Origin of the sequence: Mycobacterium sp. E1715 (assembly GCF_001667625.1) — a bacterium.
Taxonomy (GTDB): Bacteria; Actinomycetota; Actinomycetes; order Mycobacteriales; family Mycobacteriaceae; genus Mycobacterium.
Window position 1 is genome coordinate 1 of sequence record NZ_LZJJ01000425.1, and the last position, 19,282, is coordinate 19,282.

Consider the following 19,282-nt stretch of genomic DNA (forward strand, 5'->3'; position numbering starts at 1 on the left):
GTCAAGGGCTTTCACGAGGTGCCCGACGATGTCGTGGCCGCCCAGATCGAGGCGGTGGTGACCGACATCGGCGTGCAGGCCGCCAAGACCGGGATGCTGGCGTCGTCAACCATCATCGGCGCGGTGGCCGCCGCCTGGCGCCGGCTGGGTCTGACGGTCCCGCTCGTCGTCGATCCGGTGTGCGCGTCCATGCACGGCGACGCGTTGCTGGCTGCGTCGGCGCTGGATTCGCTTCGCGACCAATTGTTTCCGCTGGCCACGCTGGTGACGCCGAACCTCGACGAGGTGCGGCTGCTGGTGGGCGTCGACGTCGTGGATGTGGGGTCTCAGCGCGAGGCGGCCAAGGCCCTGCACGCGCTGGGGCCGCGGTGGGCACTGGTCAAGGGCGGCCACCTGCGGTCGTCGGATCGCAGCTGTGACCTGCTCTACGACGGTGCGTCCTGGTATGAGTTCGACGCCGAGCGGCTGCCCGGCGGCAACGACCACGGCGGCGGCGACACGCTGGCCACCGCGATCGCGTGCGCGCTGGCGCACGGCTATTCCGTGCCCGACGCGGTCGGGTTCGGGAAGCGGTGGGTCACCGAGTGCCTGCGCGCCTCCTATCCGTTGGGCCATGGACACGGGCCCGTCTCACCACTGTTTCGGTTGTCATGAACCTGGACCGGATCGCCGGTGTGGCGCACGAACCCGATCGGCCCGCCGCGGGTGTGGTGGTACTGACCCACGGCGCGGGTGGCAACCGGGATTCGCCGCTGCTGCAACAGGTTTGCGAGGAGTGGGCGCGGCGCGGCTGGCTCGCGGTCCGGTACAACCTGCCCTACCGGCGACGCCGCCCCAGCGGACCGCCGTCCGGCTCGGCGGCCGCCGACCGCGCCGGAATCGTCGAGGCGATCACGCTGTGCCGCGACCTCACAGAGGGTCCGCTGATCGCAGGCGGACATTCCTATGGCGGCCGGCAGACGTCCATGGTGGTGGCCGACCGGGAGGCTTCCGTGGACCTGTTGACGCTGTTCTCGTACCCGGTGCATCCGCCGGGAAAGCCGGAGCGAGCGCGCACCGAGCACCTACCCGACATCAGGGTGCCGACCGTCTTCACGCACGGGACGTCGGACCCCTTCGGCACGCCCGAGGAGCTGCGCGCCGCCGCCGCACTGGTCACCGGCACCACGGCGGTCGTCGAGATCGCCGGCGCCCGGCACGATCTGCGGTCCAAGACGCTGAACGTGGCGGCGCTGGCGGTCGAGGCCGCCCTCCAGTTGCTCGGGCGGAATTAGACAGTCTGGGCTGATCAGTCTAGACTGGCGTTGTGGACGGCATCGCGGAGTCCGCGGCCGCGGCGGCCCGCGACCTGCGGGTGGTGTTCAGCCGGCTGCGGCGTCAGTTGAGGGAACTCGCCACCGACGACGACCTGACTCCCTCGCAGACCGCGGTGCTGAACCGGCTCTGGAAAGAGGGGGCCTCATCGGCGAGTGTCCTGGCTGCGGCCGAACGGGTGCGTCCACAATCCATGGCCACGATAGTGGCCGCCCTCGAGCAGCGGGGGCTCATCGAGCGCACGCCCGACCCGGAAGACGGCCGGCGGCAACTGATTTCGTTGACCGCAACGGGCCGGCGACGCGCGGAGAGCAACCGGCAGGTCCGCGAGGAGTGGCTGGCGCGCGCCATCCACGAGCGGTATTCCGAACGCGAGCGTCGCGTCATCCTCGATGCGCTGACGCTGCTCGAGCGCTTGACCGAGTAATGAAAGGGCAAGGGCTGCTATGCAATTAGGTGTGCACTTCATCGATTTCCTGCCCGGCGACCCAGCGGCGCTGGGTCCGACGCTGGCCGATGCGGCCAAGGCCGCCGAACAGGGCGGCGCAACGCTGTTCACGCTGGCGGACCATTTCTTTCAGATGGAGGCGATGGGACGGGCGGAGGACCCGTTCCTCGAGGGCTACACGTCACTGGGCTTCCTGGCCGGACAGACGACCAAGATCGACCTGAGCCTGCTTGTCACCGGCGTCACGTATCGATACCCGGGAATGCTGGCCAAGGCGGTCACCACGCTTGACGTGCTGTCGCAGGGCCGCTCGGCGCTGGGGCTCGGCGCGGCCTGGTACGACCGCGAGCACCTCGCCCTCGGCTTCCCCTATCCGCCGGTGAGCCGGCGTTTCGAGATGCTCGAAGAGACGCTGCAGATCTGCCGTCAGATGTGGAGCGAGGACAACGGGCCCTACCGGGGCAAGCACTACCAGTTGGCCGAGACAATCTGTGAGCCGCAACCGATTCGGCGACCGCCGATCCTGATTGGCGGCGACGGCGAAAAGAAGACGCTACGGCTGGTCGCGCAGTACGCCGACATCTGGAACAGCACCGTGACCGATCCCGACGAGCTCAAGCACAAGATCGAGGTGCTGAACCGCCACTGCGAAACCGTCGGACGGGACCCGGGCGAGATCCGAAAGACGTTGGGCCTCTTCGTGAATCCGTTCAACGACCTCGACGGGTACTTCAGGACCGTCGAGCGCTTCGCCGAACTGGGCGTCGAGATGGTCAACGCCGGCCCATTCCCCGGCAACCCCGATCCCGTCGGCTTCATCCGGCGACTCGGCGACGACGTCATTCCCAGGCTCGACGAGATCGGTTGACTCCGACGGCCTTCCGGTCAACCCGGATAGCGGGAGTAGCAGGCGTCCATGTTGCCGGTCACGCCGCCGCGGAACGCCGCTATCCGGGTGAAACCGGCGGGCACGCTGGTGCCGTCGGCGTCGCTGGCGACGAGATGGTTGGTGAGCAACCCGGCCACCGCCTCGTCGAGATCACCGGCCGTCAGCAACAACTGCTTCTGCGACGACAGCTCGATCGGTTCGGCCATCTTGCGGTGCACCACGCCGGTCAGGCACGCCGTGCGCAGCGCGGTCCACGGGCTCTGCATGGCCAGCCCGCGTTCGTGCTGCACGGCGAGCGCGTACCGCGACATCACGACCGATAGGGCGGTGTCGTCGCCCTGCGGCAGGGTCTGCTCGTTCTCGTCGGCGACCTTGCCCATCGCCGCGAGCTTTGGCAGGTCGACCACGATCGTGTTGGTGGACGGGCAATAGGAAGCCGGCGGGCTGGATTTGGCGTCGGGGCAATCGGCAGCCTGGTAAGACAGCGCCGGCGGGCTCTTCGGGGAGAAGATCTTTCCCAGCAGTTCCATCAACGTCGACAGGGTGTCCTGGTCGATCGGGACCTCACCGGTCTCGGGGTTTCCGGTGCTGCTGTCGACGCGCAGAGCGTTGGGCAGATCGCCGCGGCGCTGCTCGATCTCCTTCTTGTCTATCCCCGCGCAGGCCGATGCCCCGTTGATGAAACCCATTTGGAAGGCGCTGATTCGGTCCAGGGCGGATCCGTGTTCGTCGTCGTTCTCGCTCTCGCTGTCGATCACGGGGTCGCGGGTCGTGATGATCCCGGCCAGCACATGGTCGAGCCCGTCGGCGGTGCTGAGCGTGAACCGCGGCGACTTGCCGTCGGCGACCCAGAACAGGTAGACGCCAGCGAAGCAGTCGGCCTGCTGCTCGTGCACGATCGTGGGGTCGCGTTTGGTCACCAGATGCGCCATGTTCTGCAGGGCATGGCCGAATTCGTGGGCCAGCACGCCGTTGACCGACATGTCGCCGAAGTACCGTTGCGCGACCGGCATGAACACCCCGCGATCCCAGGCGATCAGGTTGCAGCGCGACGTGTAGAAGGCGTTGACGAGCTTGTAGGTGTCGTTGTGGCAAACGATCGGGCTGGACGGATCCTTCGAGTTGTAGGACACCATCTTTCCGACGGGAACGAAGCTTCCCTTCAGGGACTGCCCGTACACCGACTTCCAGTAGTCCTCGATGTCGTTGACCGACAGCAACGACAACTTGTCGATCGCGCCGTCGTCCGTGTTGACCACGGTGCCGGTTGCGGCGGGTGCGTTCGAGCGGATGCCGCTGGGGCCGTTGGTCGCGGGCAAGCCGCCCACCCGGAACGGATCGTTGAGCATCGAGAGCGCCCGCCCGTCGACGAAGGATGCACACCCCGCCACCACGATTGCCGCCGCCGCGCAGCTCAACGCCGCCCTCAGCAAGGCGGCCGCCCTGCGCGGACGGCCACCGGCCTGCTGACGTCGATTGCGCGCACGGCTCTTCATACCAACCTCATCCCGACCGGCTACAGGGCAGACCAAAGCGTCTCATTCTAGAGCGGTTGGCTAACCGTGACAGCCCGAATGAAAACACCGTCGAACGCCCGCGCCGGCCGCGTGGGCGCGCGATTGCGGGCGGCTTACCGGTGGTCGAACGAGAAGCGCCGGGTGGGTTTGTCCGATGGCAATAGCGAACTCGACGGCGCCGTTTGAGGGGCGTTGCCCGCTAGGGGCGCGGCGCCGTCGGTGCCGGCGTCTGCTGAGGCCCCACCGGGCCCCCGGGCCCCATCCCGCCGGGTCCCATCCCGCCGGGCCCCATCATGCCGCCGGGTCCGATCATGCCGGGCCCCATCATGCCGCCGGGCTGCATCATCGGGCAGGTGCCGGCACGGCCGCCGCCATAGCCGTGGCGCCAGCCGTAGTGGTCACCCGAGGACCAGCCCAAGAACAGCCCGGTGAAGAAGATGACCGCGACGACGAACACCACACCGGCGACGATGACCACCCATGCGGCCACGTGGCCCAGCCGACTGTGCGCGTACGGCCCGTCCCCGTGGTTGCCGGTCACGGGCCCAACGCTGGATTCAGGAGTTTCAGTCATGCCCAGGACGATGTCACACATATACCCACCGGGGGTAGGGACCATTGGCCCTAGTACGGGATTCGCGGGTCTGGTCAGATTGCCTCAATTGCGTGGAGGAGTCTGTCCCGAAGGAACGTGACGATGGCCAATTTGACACGGCGCGCGGCGCTTGCCGCGTTCGGTGCGCTGGGTGCGGGCGGCGTGCTGGGTCTGCGCTACGCGCGTCGCGGCATCTGGCCCGCCGGAGTCCGCCTCACCGACTGCGGCGGCTTCATGGGCGCCGGTCACATCGACATGAACCGCTACATGGACATGTTCATGCGGCACAGCGAAATCAGCCGGGTGGTCGAGGACATTCCCGGCGGCGTGCGCACCACCACCGAATCGACGTCCCCGGATCTGACCGCCCAACTCCAGGCGCACGTCTCGAGCATGTACGCCCACCTGGATCAGGGAACCGAAGTCAGCTGCATGAGCCAAACCCTGCCGACGCTGTTCCGTCGTGCCGGCGGCTACCGGCGGCAGCTGACGTTCACCCCTGGGGGCGTGATCGCCGAGGAGACCACCGACGACCCGGCCCTCACCGACGTCATCCGAGCGCACGCGCGCGAAGTCACCGGCTTCGTGGAGCAGGGCATGCCGGCCATGATGCAGCAGATGATGGGTCGCGGCGGGATGGGCTGCGGACGAATGATGAACCCGCACATGCCTTGACGGCGCAGGCCCGGCGAGACCTGCAGTGCTCTGAGGACAAAGCTGCTCTACGGGCGTCGCAAGTGTTCTAAAGTGGCGCTCAACTGGGGGGCCGTCGAGGAATCGAGGAGGCCACCATGACAGCGGTCAACGACATCACCAGCCTGCGCCAACGCCGCGAAGCCATCGTCAATCAACACGCTGCGGCCGAGAACCGGCACGATGTCGAGGCGACGATCGCTACTTTTGCCCAACCTCGTTACGAGGTGAACGGCGTACCCAGCGACGGCGAGGAGGCCGTTCGCGAGCTGCTGCACGGGCTCATGGCCGGCCTTCCCGACTTGCACGCCGACCTCGGCAAGCTGCGCCACACCGACGACGCGGTATTCGGCGAAGGATTGATCACGGGAACCCACAACGGCGAATGGGCGGGCATCCCACCGACCGGACGGCGCATCGAGATTCCGATAGTCGGGATCTTCGAGTTCGACGGCGATCACCTCCTCTGCGAGAAGGTCTATTTCGACATGGCCGGCGTGCTGACTCAGATGGGTGTTCTTCCGCCCGTCAGCTCGCCGTAAACCGTTGAGCCCCGGTCAAAAGGGCGGTGGATCGTCTGGGGGCGCGGGGCCGGCGGGTATCGAACTGGCCGGCGCCACGGGGTGGGCGGCCAGCCGGGCTTGGCGGTTGCGGTGCCGTTCGGTGGCGATGCGCTGGGCCCGGTTTTGGGCACGGGTGCGGGTGCGCAGCGGCATCATCGCGGTGCGCTCACCACACCGCTCGACGGGTGTGGGGGCCGGGGCGTCACCGGTGGGCACGCACAGGCTGGGGAACAGCAGCGCGCTGCCCGGGGTGGTGACGTAGGTATGTCCGTCGGGCAGCCGCCAGATCAGGGTGCCGTCCTCCAGTTGTTCGTCGCGCCAGCCCCAAAAAGTTTTCAGCAAATGATGTTGGCGGCAAAGGCATTTGAGGTTCGACGGGTGCGTCGCACCGCCCTCGGAGTACGGGATCGTGTGGTCGATGTCGCAGTCGACGGCCGGGCGGTCACAACCCGGGGCCCGACACGTCAGGTCCCGGCACCGCACGAAATCGGCCAGCCTCCTCGACGGGGTGTAGCGCGGCTCCGCCTCGGCCGGGGCGCCCAGGGGCACCAGCTTGGCCGAGCCGGCCAGCTCGGCCACGACCTCGGCGGTGATCAGCGCGTCCGCGCCCACCTCCGACGCCGGAGCCGACCCGGCGCCCTCGACGCTGGCCTGCTCGGCGATCACGTGAATGACGACCGGCGTTGCGCCAGGCCGCTTTCCGGCCGTGCAGTCGGGGCGCCCGCAGCGGCAGCCCAGCCGATCCGCGCCGGCGGCAAGCACCCCAAGCGCGTCGGCGCGCCGCTGATCCGCGCTGCGCGGGTCGTGCTCACACACCGTGGCCGCCAACGCATCCAGCCGCCGATCCAGCGCGTGGGCGTCGGGACTGAACAAGCTGCCGTGGATTTCGGACATGCCGCCCTCGAGATCCTCGACCCCGACCCAGCGCTCGGCCTGCGACTGGTCGCGGCGGCGCACCGCATCGACGTCGGCCTTCGCCACGATCTTGTCCACCTGGCCGGCCAACCGGCCCCGGGTCATGGAGGGCCACCTCGCCGCACGCATCGCCAGCTCGGCATCCACGGCGGCCAACACGGCGGCGTCTGTGATCAGATCGGTGCGGTACACGATCGTCTGGAACAACCGATAGCTGATGTCGCCCGCGCGGAACACCTCGGCCACCTGCGGCAGCCGCTCACGCATCGCGAGCGCATACCGCATGAAGCTGCCGGCCATCGCCAGGCTCACCCGAAACGCCGCGGCCACCTCGGCCCCCACCGCCGCCCAGGTGTCCACCGCCCAATCCGACTCCTCACCGCGCTGGGCGCGGCGCAGCTCGAACAACTCCCCGATGGCGTCCAGCCGGTCCGCGACCATCCGCGCCTCCAGCCGCCACGAGGAGCACATCCGTTCCACCAGCGCGCGGGATCGCTCACACCGGGGAGGCTCCCAGTACTCGTGTAGCCGTGTATCGAACATGTGTTCGAGTGTAACGCGGCCCCCCGACAAGGCGCCGAGCAGCGGTTATGGCACCCGGGTCCGATGCCGCTTGTCGTGCGGTGGCACGCCGTTGACGCCGCCGATGGATTCCGCATAGCTGCCTACGGCGTATCCGACGCCAGACCCCATGATGGCCAGGGCGTCCCGGTTGACGGTGTCGACGGTTTCGCGGGGGCCTTGGTAGTTGGGGTCGAACGGGGCCCCGGCCTGCCCACCCCACAGCCGGGCCTGCACGGTGGTCTTCGGTTGCGAGGCCCCGGCCGTCATGCCGCCGATCGGCACGCCCGCGACCATGAAGGGGTGGTAGTCGGCGAGCGTGTTCAGCGGCATGTCCGCGGGCCGCTTCCCGGCCAGGTTCAGGTAACCGGCCAGGGTGCGCTCGATGCCGGCCGACCCGTCGGGGACGTCCGCGTAAGTCACCCCGGGCGACGGCGGACCGGACTGATCGCCGTCTTCGGTGAAGAAGCCGGCGTTGGGAGAACCCAGCGTGGTGAAGTTGAGGTACATCGCGATGTCGTTGAGCTGATCGCTGTTCATGCCGAACACGTAGTCCATGACGCCGTTGAGCCCGTCCTCGTCGGCGCCCCAGAACGCGAACCGCACTGCGTTGTTCACGGGCGCCAGGGGGCCCAGCTGCAGCGCCGTCTCCAGCACCGCGGCCACCCCGGTTCCGTCGTCGTTGATGCCAGGGCCGCCGCGGGGGCTGTCGAGGTGCGCGCCCACCACGATCACGTCGTGCGGCGAGCCGGTCTTGGTCTGCGCCAGCACGTTCCGTGACGTGATCTTGACGTTTTGGGCGTCCAGCACCAGGCGGATTGGCGCGGTCGCGCCGGAGAGCGCGGTGGCGGTGGCCGGGTTGGCGACCGCGACGGGGACGGTCAGCTGCTTGAAGTAGCCGGGAGCGAACAGGGTGGGCGGGGCGCCCTGGCCGGCGGGCGCACTGAGCACGACGAGCGCCGCCGCACCCTTGGACACCGCGCTGTTCTGCTTGTCGACCACCGAACAACGTGTGTCGTCTACGACGGCGATCGACCCCTTGGGCAGCACGGCCGGATAATCGCCCGCCGCGCAGCCCGACGGCTGGGTGGGCCGGACCGGCTGCCCGGTGAGTCCGCCGGGCGGCGTCTGGACCAGCAGCGAGGCCTGGTCAACGGTGTAGCTGCGGCCGGCCACCGTCATCGACGGCCTGCCCGGGGAAACGGTGTAGAGCCGGTCGAACTGCGGCGTCAGCACCTCGAAACCTTTGTCACGCAACGCTTTAGCGATGTAGTCGACGCTGGCGTCGTAACCCGGCGTGCCGTCGGCCCGGTTGCCCTTGTTCGCATTGGCGATGTTCTGCAGCGCGCGCAGGTGGGTGAACATCGCCTCGGTGGTCACCTTGCCGGCCAGGCCGTGCGCCAGATCCGGTGCGGCAGTCGGGGATCCCGGCCGCGCCGATGTGCACGACGCCAGCAACAAGGTCACCAGCAGCATTGCCGCGCGCAGCCGACGGGTCATGGCTTGGTTAGCACGTGACGCGTGCGGTCCTCCATCGTGGGCACCCCGTTGTGGCCGCCGAGGTCCTGCGCGTACAGGCCCACCGCGTAGGCGACGCCACCGCCGTTGATGCCCAGAGCGGTCCTGTCGATGTGCTCGAGGGTATCCGTCTTCTGGTGATAGTTGGGGTCGAAGGGCTGGTCCGCGGTCCCGCCCCACAGCTTTGCCTGATCCGCGGACATCTTCACCTCGGCGCCGGAGAACAGGCCGCCGGCGGGGATGCCCGCCAGGGTGAATCCGTCGTAATCGGAACGGCCGTCGAACGAGGTGTCCTGCGCGGTCTTCCCGGCGGACTTCAGGTAGGCGACCAGGGTGCGTTCGATGCCGGCCGACCCCTCCGGCACCACCGGCTGGCCGCGAGCGTCCGCGGGCAGCGACTGGTCACCGTCATAGGTGAAGTAGCCGGGGTTCGGCGACGCGAGCATGTCGAAGTTCAGATACAGCGCAATGCTTTTGAGCCCGGTCAAGTCAAGCGACTCGACGTAGTTGCGCGAACCGATCAGCCCGAGTTCCTCCGCGCCCCAGAAGCCGAACCGCAGCGCGTTACGTACCGGTGGCGAATTACCCAGCCGCAGAGCGGTTTCCAATATCGCGGCCACGCCTGAACCGTTGTCGTTGATGCCCGGGCCTTCCGGCACGCTGTCCAAATGGGCGCCGGCCATCACGACATTGGTGGTCGAGCCGGTCTTGGTCTGGGCGATCACGTTGCGCGCCTTGAAACTCTGGACGCTCGCGTTCAGCTTGATGGTGACGCCCCCCGGCTGGGTGCGCAATTGCACGCCAACCGACTTGGTGACGCTTACCACCGGGATCTTGACGTTGGTGTCCGGGCCCAGCGTGCCACCCATCTGTTGCTCGTCGACGTTGTCGGCGACGATCATCGCGACCGCTCCGCGCTGCGCCGCGGCGTCTTCCTTCTGAGCGAAGGGGCAACCGCCCCGGTCCACCAGGACGACGGCTCCCTGAACCGGCAGGCTGCCGTAATCCGGAGGTGCGCAGCCGGGGCCGTTGCTGGCGGGCACGGCCACCAGCGGACCGCTCACTCCTCCCGGCGGGGTGCCGAGGCTGAAGTCCAGCGCGTGCGCCTCCACCGGCTTACCGCCGACGGTCACCTCCGGCTTGTCGCCGTGGAACACCCGCGCCGAGAACTCGGGGGTCTGCACGTCGAAACCGCTGCCGCGCAACGTGTTAACCACGTAGTCGACGCTGGCCTCGTAACCCGGGGTACCCACCGCCCGGGTACCGTTGTTGGCGTTGGCAATGTCCTGGAGCTTTGCCAGGTGCGCCATCATCGCGTCGCTCGTGACTTTGTCGTGCAGGGCGCTGGCGAACCGGGCCGCCGCGGCGGGGTCGCCCGTTGCCTGTTGCGAGTTTGCCGACTTGTGGAAGCAGCCGGTCGAGAATGCGGTCAGGGCGACCACGACGAGCGCCGCAGGTACCGTCGCGAATTTGTTCACCATCGCGCCCCAGGTTAGACCGCGGTGCCACCGGCCGGGATCAGGACACGGCGGTATCAGACGTACAGGGCGCTGAACGGTGCAAAGGGGATGTTGCGCACCACAAACCACGCTCCGACCAACACCATGGCCACCACGGCGGACCAGCGAGTGTGTTGCCAGCTGCGTATCCGCCTGCCCGCGAGCCGCCCGTAGGTCCAGGCGAGGTACGCCCACACCAAGAGCACGACAGCCGCCAGGCCCAAGGCGTTGAACCTGGCGGCCGCCGTGATGTTGCCGTGCATCAGGGAGTACAGCATGCGCAAGCTGCCGCATCCCGGACAGTCGATACCCAACAGCGCCTTGGTGGGACACACCGGCAGCGGACCGTTGGGAGTAGTCGGGTCACCCGCCCAGATGGCGGCGCACATCAGCGTCGCGGACGCGGCCACCAGCAGTGGCGCGCCCACGCTCGACGGCGCCGACCCTTGGCGGGTCACCATGGTCGCGAACCGGGCTTAGAACATCGCGGCAAGTGCCGCATTGGTGTTCGTGTTCAGCGCGCCGACCGCCATCAGGATGCCGTAGATGATGCCCACGACGACGCCGATGACCGCCGACCAGATCACCCACTTCTTGGCGCTGTCGGCGGACGCCTGCGCCTCGGCGTAACGGCCCTGCGCCCAGAGCCCGTTGACCTGGCTGGATTTGACGATGGCCACGATCCCGAACGGAAGACAGCAGAACAGCGTCACCAGGATGGACCACACCAAATAGTTATTCGGCGCTTGCCCGGCGGGCTGCTGCGGCGGGTAACCAGGCGGCGGAGGGGGCGGTGCCGGTGGCTGTGTCATGGATTCTCCAGTCCCGAGAAGTTAGCTGGCGTGAAACGGTGCTAACCATACCCGAGCACAGTCGCGGCGGCACCAGCAATTTGAAAATCCCCTTTCGACCCGCCGCGGAACGTCGCGGCGGTCGCGCGGCGTTCAACCGCCGTTCTCCTGCCCGCCCCTTCCGCCGCCCAGCGCCGATGGCAAGGCACCATACGAAAGGGACTGAGCGGCATCGGCTTTCGGACTAGCCGGCATGCGGCCCCGCCGTGCCGCGTCACCGAAAAGGATGCCCAGACAGACAATTGCCAGCGGAATGTGTTGCTTTGTCACGACATAGCCCTACGATCCCTACTTAGCGGAAGCATGTTTCTCCGGTGAGCGACGCCGGCTCGACAACCGCCGAGGAGTCGTGGGATGTCCTATCTCAGCAACGCGTTGCGGGCCGTCGTGGCCGCGGCGCTCGCTGGCGGCGCCGCCTTCGCCGGCACGGCAACCGCCACCGCGGATCCCGCGAACACCGGTAACGCGTCGGACGTCAACACGCTTGCGGCATCGCTGTCAAAGGGCTACGGCCTGAACAACTGCACGGCCCAGAGCATCACCACCGGCGAACTGGCGTCGTTGGCGTGCGGGCAGAACCCCGACCCGAGCGGCCCGGCGCAGGCCAAGTACATCCTGTTCAACAACGGCGAAAACCTGGTCGGCTCGTTCAAGGCCAGCATCAAGGACGACGCGCTGAGCACGTGCGGCGACAGCGGCCAGTCGCCCACCAGCTGGCACCAGGGGAGCAACGGCAATGCCGGTCAGGTGGCCTGCGGGACATACCAGAACGCCGCCGAGATCATCTGGACCACCGATGCCAAGAACACATTGAGCTATATCCGCGGGCCGAACACCGACGCCGCGGCGCTGTACCAGTGGTGGCGGGCCAACGGCTGAAACTTCTGTTGGGGGGCAACAGTTTTCTGCATCACCCATCCAACAACCGCAGGGAGGCAACGAAAATGTCACATCTCACCACCGCGCTGCGAGCCGCGTCGGCCGCAGCTTTCACCGGATGTCTGGCTTTCGCCGGTAGCGCCATCGCGGTGGCGGAACCCAACACGGGCAGCGCCGCCGACATGAACACGCTGGCCGCCAACCTCTCGAAGGGCTACGGCCTCAACAACTGCAAGCCGCAGGAGCTGACCGAATCCGGCGAACTGGCCGAACTCCTGTGCGGGCAGAGCCCCGACCCCAGCGGACCCGGCTCCGGCGTCTACGCCCTGTTCTCCAACGGCACCAACCTGGGCGCCGCGTTCAGTTCCACCATCAAGGACGTGTCCCTGGCCGCGTGCGGGGACGCCGGGCAGTCACCGGGCACCTGGAAGCAGAACGGCCAGACGGGCGGCCAGATCGCCTGCGGCACCTACAAGAACTACGCAACGCTCACCTGGACCACCGACGCCAAGAACGTGTTGGGCCACCTCACCGCGGCCAACTCCGACGTCAATGCCCTCTACCAGTGGTGGCGCACGAACGGCTGACCCGTCACAACAGCGCCGACACCAGTTCGGCGACGGCGCGCATCCCGGCCGCGTTCGGGTGCAACGGCGCCGCTCGGCCCGGCAGCGGCACACCGGGTCTCGTGGTCCAAGGGTCACCCGACCACGCGTGATGTTCGCGGCTGGCCGCGGCGGCCCCGACGATCTCGCAGCCGGTCGCGATCGCCGCGTCGGCGGTGAGCCGCTCCAGTGTCGCGGCCACGTGGCGGCCCAGATCGGCATCCGCTTGCGAAAGCGGCGCGGCCGGCGCACCCGCGGGCGGCAGGACGGTCAGGTAGTCGACGAATAGGACCCGGGCCCGCGGTGCGCGCTCGCGCACCGCGTGTCCGACCCCGCACAACGATTCGAACACCGCGTCGAGCGCCTCGATCCGCGCGTCGCGGTCCAGCAGTTCGACAATGCGCGCACCGAGCAGTGGCAGCCGGCGGACGGGGCGCGGCAACGACGCGGCCATCAGCAGCGGAATGTAGCCGACGTCGTTGCCGCCGATCGTGATGGTCACCAGGCTTTCCGACCCGTTCAGCGCGGTGATCTGGGGTGGCGCGCCGCGCTGGTGATCGGCGAGCACGTGCGCGGTGGTCGCGCCGGAAAACGTGACGTCTACCAGGTCCAGGCCGCAGCGCCGCGCGACCAGGTGCGGGTAGTTGCGCGCCGACCGGCCCGAGCCCCAGGGAGCGCCTGCAGCGCGGGGCCTGATGCCGGGACCGGCTGCCATCGAACTGCCCAGCGCCACATAGCGTTTCATCGCTGAGGGCTGGAAGCCTGCGCCCAGAAGCGCTTGGGAATGCGCCCCGCACGGCGGGCCAGATAGCCCGCGTTGACGGCGGCGGCCATCGCGGCCGCCATCGTCGCCGGATCGGCGGCCCGGGTCACCGCGGTAGCCAAAAGTACGGCGTCGCAACCCAACTCCATCGCAAGCGCGGCGTCGCTCGCGGTGCCGATGCCGGCGTCGAGCACCACCGGGACGCCGGCGCGCGCGACTATCATCTCGATGTTGTGCGGGTTGGTGATGCCCAGGCCGGTGCCGATGGGCGACCCCAGCGGCATGACCGCCGCGCACCCGGCGTCCTCGAGCCGACGGGAAAGCACCGGGTCGTCGTTCGTGTAGGGCAGCACGACGAACCCGTCGTCGACCAATTGCTCCGCCGCCCGGACCAATTCGACCGCGTCGGGCAACAGCGTGCGCTCGTCGGCGATCACCTCCAGCTTGACCCAATTGGTGCTCAACGCCTCGCGGGCCAGCTGCGCGGTGAGCACCGCCTCCGCCGCGCTGCGGCAGCCCGCGGTGTTGGGCAGCGGTGTGATGCCGAGCCGGTTGAGCAGGTCGAGCAGGCCGGTACCGCCCTCGGCGTCGACCCGCCGCATCGCGACGGTGGTCAGCTCGGTACCCGACGCGACCAGCGCCTCCTCCAGGGCGGCCAGGCTGGTCGCTCCCCCGGTGCCCATGATCAGCCGCGAAGCGAAGCTGCGATCCCCGATGGTGAGTTTGGTTTCAGCCACCCTGCACCGCCGTCAGCACCTCGAGCCGAGAACCGTCGGAAAGCGTTGCGCTCCACCGGGATCGGGGCAGCACGGCGTCGTCCATCGCCACCGCGACGCCACGGTCCGGGTAGCCGAGCGACTCCAGCAGCGCGGCCACCGTGGTTCGCTCATCGACCTCGACCTTCCGCTCGTTGACCACGACGATCATGACCGGGCTCCGACCGGGGCCAGTTCGGACACGATCTGTTCGGCGGTCCACGGCGCCAGCAGGAAGCCGGACCGGCCGTGGCCGCCGGCCACCAGCGTCCGTTCGTCGAGGCGTTGCACCAGGGGAAGGTTGTCGGGCGTCATCGGCCGCAGCCCGGCGGCGCACTCGGCTAACTCGTATTCGCCGAGCGCCGGCAACACCGCGCAGGCGTCGTCGAGCAGGTCCCGCACGCCCGACACCACCGGGGCGGTGTCGCGCCCGTGTTCGTATTGGGTGGCGCCGACGACCACCCCGTCGGCGCGGGGAACCAGGTACACCTGGCGCCCGTGGACGCGGGCGCGAATGACGCGCTGCGGCACCGGCATACACCCACGCCGCCACCGCAACCGCAGCACCTCGCCCTTCACCGGCCGCACCGGCAGGCCCGGCCACAGCGCGGGGGCGTCGATCCCGTTGGCGATCACCACGGCGTCGCCGTCGACCGACAGGTCGCGCGCCGGCGGCGCCCAGCGCACGCCGAGGCGCTCGCACGCCGCGGACAGGCCGTCCAGCACCGCGCGGTTGTCCACGGCCAGCTCGGTGGGCGCCCGAAAGCCATGCCGGATGCCTTGCGCCAGCAGCGGTTCCAGATCGCGGGCGGCCGACTCCCAGACCACCGGGTGCCCCTGCGCGGACAGCCAGTCGGCGACGGTGCGCAGGTCCGCGACGTCGGCCCGGTCGACCGCCACCACCAGGGACTCGCGGGCGGTGACCACTTGCGGCGGCAGCCCGTCGAGGAAGCCGCCCTCGCGCCACAGCCGCAGCGACTCGAGGCCCAGCCGCAGCAACCGCTCCTCGCCGGGCCAGCCTTCGCTGTGCGGGGCCAGCATGCCGCCGGCGACCCACGACGCGCCGTTCTCGGCGGTGCGGTGCACCCGCACCGACCACCCGGCCTGCGCCGCCCGGCGCGCCACCGCCAGGCCGATGACGCCGCCACCGATGACGGCCAGCGACCCGAGCTCCGATGGCATCCCGTCCATTCCGGGGGCCTCCCTTCGCCGGCATGACCCGGATCAGGTGTGACGGTAAGGGCAGGCGCGCCCACTCTCAGACCCCGTTCCCGGGACTCCCGTGTCTGCACGTTCTTCGGCCTCCACGCTAGCGCGCTAGCGTCGCGGTGTGCATCAGCGAGTTACCCGGCTGGCGGCCGCGCGGCTATACCTCTGCACCGACGCGCGCCGCGAGCGCGGCGATTTGGCCCAGTTCGCCGACGCCGCCCTGGCCGGCGGGGTCGACATCATCCAGCTGCGCGACAAGGGATCGCCCGGTGAGCAGCGGTTCGGGCCCCTGGAGGCGCGCGACGAGCTGGCCGCGTGCGAGGTCCTGGCCGACGCGGCCAGGCGTCACCACGCGCTGTTCGCGGTGAACGATCGGGCCGACATCGCCCGCGCCGCCGGCGCCGACGTGCTGCACCTGGGGCAGGGCGACCTGCCGCTGGACGTGGCCCGCGAATTCCTCGGCCCGGACGTGCTGCTCGGCCTGTCCAGCCACGACGTCGACCAGGCCGCCGCTGCCGCCGAGGGCGAGACCGACTACTTCTGCGTCGGCCCGTGCTGGCCCACCCCGACCAAGCCGGGCCGGGACGCCCCGGGCCTGGGGCTGGTGCGGGCGGCGGCCGGTTTCGGCGGCGACAAGCCGTGGTTCGCCATCGGCGGCATCGACGAGCAGCGGCTGCCGGAAGTGCTCGCCGCCGGCGCCCGGCGCATCGTGGTGGTGCGGGCGATCACCGCGGCCTCCGACCCGCGCGCGGCGGCGCAGCGGCTCAGCTCAGCGCTTGCAGCACGGAGCTGATGCGGGGATGCAGCGGCGCCGTGTCGGCCTGCAGCGGGGGGCCCGGCATGCACCAGACGAAGACGCCGGCCTCGATCTCGATCGTGCGCGGCAGGTGACGCCGTCGTTCGTCGCCCTGGCCCAGCGGCACCAGCGCCGTGGCGGTGCGCAGCCGTTGCCAGCTCGCCGCGAAGCCGGGGTGCAGCGGCAACTCGGCCACCTCGTCCTCGGCGACCCAGCGCATCTCGGCGCTCTCCCGGTTGGGCACGGTGGGCAGCGGCTCGGCCGCGTCGGCGACGACCGTGGTGTAGGTCCAGCGCGTGCCGCCGAGCCCGGCGACCTCGGCGGTGACCACCGCGGACCGCACGGTCAGCAGCTCGCCCTGCAGGCCGGCCTCCTCGTGCGCCTCGCGGACGGCGGTCTCCTCCGGGGTCTCGTGGCTGTCCCGCGCCCCGCCCGGCAGTCCCCAGGTCCCGCCCTGGTGGCTCCACACCGCGCGATGCTGCAACAGCACCGCGGGGGTGCCGTCCGGCCGCGGGGCGCGCAGCAGCAGACCCGCCGCGCCGAAACGGCCCCAATAGTGGGCGCCGCTGTCGGAAACCACCCAGCCGTCACCGTCGCCCTGCACGCGTTCAGGATATGCACGTGATCGGCTGGTCAATTGGTCTGCCTCCACCCATCTGCCGCGACATTCTCTTAGAATTCGCTTATAGAGTTTCGTGCAGCGTTCCAGTGGCCGCGAAAGATGAGGGCTGATTCGACGTGACGGTTGAGCTGGCGCACCCGTCGACGGAACCGCAGGGGTCGCGGTCGCCGGCCGAACCAGCCCACCCGCGTTGGTGGTTCATCTCCACCACACCCGGCCGCATCCTCAGCATCGGAATCGTGCTGGCCGTGCTCGGCGGCATCTGCGCCTTCGCCACGTCGACCACCATCAACCACCGCCAGCAGGTGCTGACCACGGTGCTCAACCACACCGAACCGCTGTCGTTCGCCGCCGGACGGCTCTACACGACCCTCTCGGTGGCCGACGCCGCGGCGGCCACGGCGTTCATCGCCGAGGCCGAGCCGCCGCCCGTCCGCCAGCGCTACGAGCAGGCCATCACCGACGCGACGGTGGCGGTGACCCGGGCGTCCAGCGGGCTGACCGACGAACCGCTGGTGCAGCTGCTGGGCCGGATCAACGCCGAGCTGGCCGTCTACACCGGCCTGATCGAAATCGCCCGCACCAACAACCGGGAGGGCAACCCGGTCGGTTCGTCGTACCTGTCGGAAGCCTCGGGGCTCATGCAGTCGACGATCCTGCCCGACGCGGCGCAGCTGTATCAGGCGACGTCGGAGCGGGTGGACGCCGAAACCACCGCGTCCACGCAGATTCCGGCGCCGGTCATCCTGGTGGTCACCGCGACCGCGGTCTTCGGCGCCTTCTCCCATCGGTGGCTGGCCCGGCGCACCAGGCGCCGGATCAACCCGGGACTGGTCGTGGGCGGCCTCGCTATTCTCGTCATGGTGGTATGGGTCGGAACTGCGCTAACGATCTCCACGGCCGCCAGCCGTAGCGCCAAGAACACCGCCGCGGACTCGCTGCGGATCGTGACCAACGTCGCGATCACCGCCCAGCAGGCCCGCGCCGACGAGACGCTGTCGCTGATCCGCCGCGGAGACGAGGAGAAGCGCAAGCAGTCGTTCTATCAGCGCATCGACTCCATGCACTCCCAGCTCGACCAGTACATGGTCCGCAGCGACGCCGTCGACAAGCCCGACCTGGAGGGCGCCGACCAGCTGCTGCTGCGCTGGCGGCAGGCCAACGACAGAATCAACTCCTACATCTCGGTGGGCAACTACCGCGCGGCCACGCAGGTGGCGCTCGGCAGCAGCGAGGACGACTCCACCCCGGCGTTCGACAAGCTCGAGGACCAGTTGGTGAAGGCCATCGACCAGAGCCGCAACCACCTGCGCAACGACGTCCTGAGCGCGCGCAGCGGGCTGTCCGGCGCCCAGGTGGGCGGCGTGGTGCTCAGCCTCGGCGCCGCCATCGCGGTGGCCCTGGGCCTGTGGCCCCGGCTGAGAGAGTATCGATGACGACGCGGCCGGGCCGGTTGCGGCGGGCGGGCGCCGCGCTCGCCGCGGTGGCCGCGGTCGCGGGCTGCTCGCACACGGAATCGCTGTCGGTTCCCAACGTGCCGACGTTGCCGCCGCCCACCCCGGTCGGCATGCAGCAGCTGCCGCCGGAGCCGCCACTGCCGGCCGACGACGCCAGCCAGAGCTGCGACCTGACCGCGAGCCTGCGGCCCTTCCCCACCAAGGCCGAGGCGGACGCCGCCGTCGCCGACATCCGCGCCCGCGGCCGGCTGATCGTCGGGCTCGACATCGGCAGCAACCTGTTCAGCTTCCGCGATCCGATCACCGGCGAGATCACCGGTTTCGACGTCGACATCGCCGGGGAGATCGCCCGCGACATCTTCGGCGCCCCGTCGCACGTCGAATACCGCATCCTGTCGTCCGACGAGCGCGTCACCGCCCTGCAGCACTCCGAAGTCGACGTGGTGGTCAAGACCATGACCATCACCTGCGACCGGCGCAAGCAGGTCAACTTCTCGACCGTCTACCTCGACGCCAACCAGCGCATCCTGACGCCGCGGGATTCCCCGATCGCCAAGGTGAGCGACCTGTCGGGCAAGCGGGTGTGCGTGGCCAAGGGCACCACGTCGCTGCACCGGATCCGCCAGATCGACCCGCCGCCGATCGTGGTGTCGGTGGTCAACTGGGCCGACTGCCTGGTGGCGATGCAGCAGCGCGAGATCGACGCCGTCAGCACCGACGACTCGATCCTGGCCGGGCTGGTCGAGGAGGACCCCTACCTGCACATCGTCGGACCCAACATGGCCACCCAGCCCTACGGCATCGGGGTCAACCTGACCAACACCGGGCTGGTC

The 19,282-nt window shown here is 69.3% G+C and carries 23 protein-coding genes and 1 riboswitch; of the genes, 11 read left to right on the forward strand and 12 right to left on the reverse strand.

The window, feature by feature from the left end; genetic code table 11:
* From A9X03_RS20570 to A9X03_RS20585, 4 genes are all read left to right on the forward strand, one after another.
* Nucleotides 1-654: PfkB family carbohydrate kinase (locus A9X03_RS20570; protein ID WP_068262707.1), on the forward strand; the 654-nt coding region annotated here is incomplete at its 5' end.
* The gene (locus A9X03_RS20575) at nucleotides 651-1,274 is read left to right on the forward strand and encodes an alpha/beta family hydrolase (RefSeq protein WP_068262710.1); all 624 of its coding nucleotides are present in this window, start codon (nucleotides 651-653) and stop codon (nucleotides 1,272-1,274) included. The genes A9X03_RS20570 and A9X03_RS20575, both read left to right, overlap by 4 nt.
* A gap of 32 nt (nucleotides 1,275-1,306) precedes the next feature.
* Nucleotides 1,307-1,741 (forward strand): MarR family winged helix-turn-helix transcriptional regulator, encoded by a 435-nt coding sequence (locus A9X03_RS20580; RefSeq protein WP_067747883.1) that lies wholly within the window; start codon nucleotides 1,307-1,309, stop codon nucleotides 1,739-1,741.
* 19 nt (nucleotides 1,742-1,760) lie between these two features.
* Nucleotides 1,761-2,630 (forward strand): LLM class F420-dependent oxidoreductase, encoded by an 870-nt coding sequence (locus tag A9X03_RS20585; RefSeq protein WP_068262714.1) that lies wholly within the window; start codon nucleotides 1,761-1,763, stop codon nucleotides 2,628-2,630.
* A 17-nt stretch (nucleotides 2,631-2,647) separates the two neighbouring features.
* On the opposite strand, the gene A9X03_RS20590 is transcribed toward A9X03_RS20585, so the two are convergent.
* Together A9X03_RS20590 and A9X03_RS20595 are read right to left on the reverse strand one after the other, a co-directional pair.
* A complete protein-coding gene (locus tag A9X03_RS20590; protein ID WP_156675730.1) occupies nucleotides 2,648-4,147 on the reverse strand; it encodes a peptidase in 1,500 nt (499 codons plus the stop codon).
* A gap of 220 nt (nucleotides 4,148-4,367) precedes the next feature.
* Entirely contained in the window at nucleotides 4,368-4,742 is a 375-nt protein-coding gene (locus A9X03_RS20595) for a hypothetical protein (protein ID WP_369831399.1), read from the reverse strand.
* A gap of 123 nt (nucleotides 4,743-4,865) precedes the next feature.
* On the opposite strand from A9X03_RS20595, the gene A9X03_RS20600 reads away from it, so the two are divergent.
* A complete protein-coding gene (locus A9X03_RS20600) occupies nucleotides 4,866-5,438 on the forward strand; it encodes a hypothetical protein (RefSeq protein ID WP_068262735.1) in 573 nt (190 codons plus the stop codon).
* Nucleotides 5,439-5,554: 116 nt separating this feature from the next.
* Nucleotides 5,555-5,998 (forward strand): ester cyclase, encoded by a 444-nt coding sequence (locus A9X03_RS20605; protein ID WP_068262720.1) that lies wholly within the window; start codon nucleotides 5,555-5,557, stop codon nucleotides 5,996-5,998.
* A gap of 15 nt (nucleotides 5,999-6,013) precedes the next feature.
* Here the strand turns inward: A9X03_RS20605 and A9X03_RS20610 are convergent, their stop codons facing one another.
* Genes A9X03_RS20610 through A9X03_RS20630 form a run of 5 tightly spaced genes read right to left on the reverse strand, consistent with a single transcriptional unit; the run spans nucleotide 6,014 to nucleotide 11,324 of the window.
* Nucleotides 6,014-7,477 carry an HNH endonuclease signature motif containing protein gene (locus A9X03_RS20610; RefSeq protein ID WP_082974549.1) on the reverse strand — a complete coding sequence of 488 codons (1,464 nt, stop codon included), beginning with the start codon at nucleotides 7,475-7,477 and terminating at the stop codon, nucleotides 6,014-6,016.
* A gap of 45 nt (nucleotides 7,478-7,522) precedes the next feature.
* Nucleotides 7,523-8,995 carry a M28 family peptidase gene (locus A9X03_RS20615; protein WP_067781150.1) on the reverse strand — a complete coding sequence of 491 codons (1,473 nt, stop codon included), beginning with the start codon at nucleotides 8,993-8,995 and terminating at the stop codon, nucleotides 7,523-7,525.
* On the reverse strand, nucleotides 8,992-10,494 hold the full coding sequence (locus A9X03_RS20620; RefSeq protein WP_068262726.1) for a M28 family metallopeptidase: 1,503 nt from the start codon (nucleotides 10,492-10,494) through the stop codon (nucleotides 8,992-8,994). The genes A9X03_RS20615 and A9X03_RS20620 overlap by 4 nt, the downstream gene beginning before the upstream one ends.
* A 53-nt stretch (nucleotides 10,495-10,547) precedes the next feature.
* Nucleotides 10,548-10,973, reverse strand: coding sequence for a DUF2752 domain-containing protein (locus A9X03_RS20625; RefSeq protein WP_067891401.1), 426 nt, complete (start codon nucleotides 10,971-10,973; stop codon nucleotides 10,548-10,550).
* Between the two features lie 15 nt (nucleotides 10,974-10,988).
* Nucleotides 10,989-11,324 (reverse strand): CD225/dispanin family protein, encoded by a 336-nt coding sequence (locus A9X03_RS20630; protein WP_046183018.1) that lies wholly within the window; start codon nucleotides 11,322-11,324, stop codon nucleotides 10,989-10,991.
* Nucleotides 11,325-11,717: 393 nt separating this feature from the next.
* Here A9X03_RS20630 and A9X03_RS20635 point away from each other — a divergent pair, with 393 nt between their 5' ends.
* Complete coding sequence (locus A9X03_RS20635) at nucleotides 11,718-12,242, forward strand: serine/threonine protein kinase (protein WP_068262729.1); 525 nt, start codon at nucleotides 11,718-11,720, stop codon at nucleotides 12,240-12,242.
* 65 nt (nucleotides 12,243-12,307) lie between these two features.
* Entirely contained in the window at nucleotides 12,308-12,829 is a 522-nt protein-coding gene (locus tag A9X03_RS20640) for a serine/threonine protein kinase (protein ID WP_067747867.1), read from the forward strand.
* Between the two features lie 4 nt (nucleotides 12,830-12,833).
* Here the strand turns inward: A9X03_RS20640 and A9X03_RS20645 are convergent, their stop codons facing one another.
* The 4 genes from A9X03_RS20645 to thiO are packed head-to-tail and all read right to left on the reverse strand — an operon-like array spanning nucleotide 12,834 to nucleotide 15,547.
* On the reverse strand, nucleotides 12,834-13,592 hold the full coding sequence (locus A9X03_RS20645; protein ID WP_067781147.1) for an SGNH/GDSL hydrolase family protein: 759 nt from the start codon (nucleotides 13,590-13,592) through the stop codon (nucleotides 12,834-12,836).
* Complete coding sequence (locus tag A9X03_RS20650; protein ID WP_068262732.1) at nucleotides 13,589-14,347, reverse strand: thiazole synthase; 759 nt, start codon at nucleotides 14,345-14,347, stop codon at nucleotides 13,589-13,591. The genes A9X03_RS20645 and A9X03_RS20650 overlap by 4 nt, the downstream gene beginning before the upstream one ends.
* Nucleotides 14,340-14,537: a sulfur carrier protein ThiS gene (gene thiS / locus A9X03_RS20655; RefSeq protein ID WP_067747861.1), complete on the reverse strand. Its 198-nt coding sequence runs from the start codon at nucleotides 14,535-14,537 to the stop codon at nucleotides 14,340-14,342. The genes A9X03_RS20650 and thiS overlap by 8 nt, the downstream gene beginning before the upstream one ends.
* Nucleotides 14,534-15,547, reverse strand: a complete 1,014-nt coding sequence (thiO, locus tag A9X03_RS20660; RefSeq protein WP_067747896.1) for a glycine oxidase ThiO — start codon at nucleotides 15,545-15,547, stop codon at nucleotides 14,534-14,536. The genes thiS and thiO overlap by 4 nt, the downstream gene beginning before the upstream one ends.
* Before the next feature lie 2 nt (nucleotides 15,548-15,549).
* A riboswitch (TPP riboswitch) is annotated at nucleotides 15,550-15,659 on the reverse strand.
* Nucleotides 15,660-15,695: 36 nt separating this feature from the next.
* On the opposite strand from thiO, the gene thiE reads away from it, so the two are divergent.
* On the forward strand, nucleotides 15,696-16,367 hold the full coding sequence (gene thiE, locus A9X03_RS20665; RefSeq protein ID WP_067747859.1) for a thiamine phosphate synthase: 672 nt from the start codon (nucleotides 15,696-15,698) through the stop codon (nucleotides 16,365-16,367).
* On the opposite strand, the gene A9X03_RS20670 is transcribed toward thiE, so the two are convergent.
* Nucleotides 16,339-16,974 carry an NUDIX hydrolase gene (locus A9X03_RS20670; protein WP_067747857.1) on the reverse strand — a complete coding sequence of 212 codons (636 nt, stop codon included), beginning with the start codon at nucleotides 16,972-16,974 and terminating at the stop codon, nucleotides 16,339-16,341. The genes thiE and A9X03_RS20670 overlap by 29 nt on opposite strands.
* A 134-nt stretch (nucleotides 16,975-17,108) precedes the next feature.
* On the opposite strand from A9X03_RS20670, the gene glnX reads away from it, so the two are divergent.
* Both glnX and A9X03_RS20680 read left to right on the forward strand, forming a co-directional pair.
* Nucleotides 17,109-18,428 carry a protein kinase G-activating protein GlnX gene (glnX, locus tag A9X03_RS20675; RefSeq protein ID WP_067747854.1) on the forward strand — a complete coding sequence of 440 codons (1,320 nt, stop codon included), beginning with the start codon at nucleotides 17,109-17,111 and terminating at the stop codon, nucleotides 18,426-18,428.
* Nucleotides 18,425-19,282 (forward strand): glutamate ABC transporter substrate-binding protein (locus A9X03_RS20680; RefSeq protein WP_068262738.1); only part of this gene is annotated, 858 nt, incomplete at its 3' end. The genes glnX and A9X03_RS20680, both read left to right, overlap by 4 nt.

Bases quoted from the DNA above. Each gene is read 5' to 3' on its own strand.
- A9X03_RS20575 (WP_068262710.1), top strand. From the start codon at position 651: ATGAACCTGGACCGGATCGCCGGTGTGGCGCACGAACCCGATCGGCCC.
- A9X03_RS20585 (WP_068262714.1), top strand. From the start codon at position 1,761: ATGCAATTAGGTGTGCACTTCATCGATTTCCTGCCCGGCGACCCAGCG.
- A9X03_RS20590 (WP_156675730.1), bottom strand. From the start codon at position 4,147: ATGAAGAGCCGTGCGCGCAATCGACGTCAGCAGGCCGGTGGCCGTCCG.
- A9X03_RS20595 (WP_369831399.1), bottom strand. From the start codon at position 4,742: ATGACTGAAACTCCTGAATCCAGCGTTGGGCCCGTGACCGGCAACCAC.
- A9X03_RS20600 (WP_068262735.1), top strand. From the start codon at position 4,866: ATGGCCAATTTGACACGGCGCGCGGCGCTTGCCGCGTTCGGTGCGCTG.
- A9X03_RS20605 (WP_068262720.1), top strand. From the start codon at position 5,555: ATGACAGCGGTCAACGACATCACCAGCCTGCGCCAACGCCGCGAAGCC.
- A9X03_RS20610 (WP_082974549.1), bottom strand. From the start codon at position 7,477: ATGTTCGATACACGGCTACACGAGTACTGGGAGCCTCCCCGGTGTGAG.
- A9X03_RS20615 (WP_067781150.1), bottom strand. From the start codon at position 8,995: ATGACCCGTCGGCTGCGCGCGGCAATGCTGCTGGTGACCTTGTTGCTG.
- A9X03_RS20620 (WP_068262726.1), bottom strand. From the start codon at position 10,494: ATGGTGAACAAATTCGCGACGGTACCTGCGGCGCTCGTCGTGGTCGCC.
- A9X03_RS20625 (WP_067891401.1), bottom strand. From the start codon at position 10,973: ATGGTGACCCGCCAAGGGTCGGCGCCGTCGAGCGTGGGCGCGCCACTG.
- A9X03_RS20630 (WP_046183018.1), bottom strand. From the start codon at position 11,324: ATGACACAGCCACCGGCACCGCCCCCTCCGCCGCCTGGTTACCCGCCG.
- A9X03_RS20635 (WP_068262729.1), top strand. From the start codon at position 11,718: ATGTCCTATCTCAGCAACGCGTTGCGGGCCGTCGTGGCCGCGGCGCTC.
- A9X03_RS20640 (WP_067747867.1), top strand. From the start codon at position 12,308: ATGTCACATCTCACCACCGCGCTGCGAGCCGCGTCGGCCGCAGCTTTC.
- A9X03_RS20645 (WP_067781147.1), bottom strand. From the start codon at position 13,592: ATGAAACGCTATGTGGCGCTGGGCAGTTCGATGGCAGCCGGTCCCGGC.
- thiS (WP_067747861.1), bottom strand. From the start codon at position 14,537: ATGATCGTCGTGGTCAACGAGCGGAAGGTCGAGGTCGATGAGCGAACC.
- thiO (WP_067747896.1), bottom strand. From the start codon at position 15,547: ATGCCATCGGAGCTCGGGTCGCTGGCCGTCATCGGTGGCGGCGTCATC.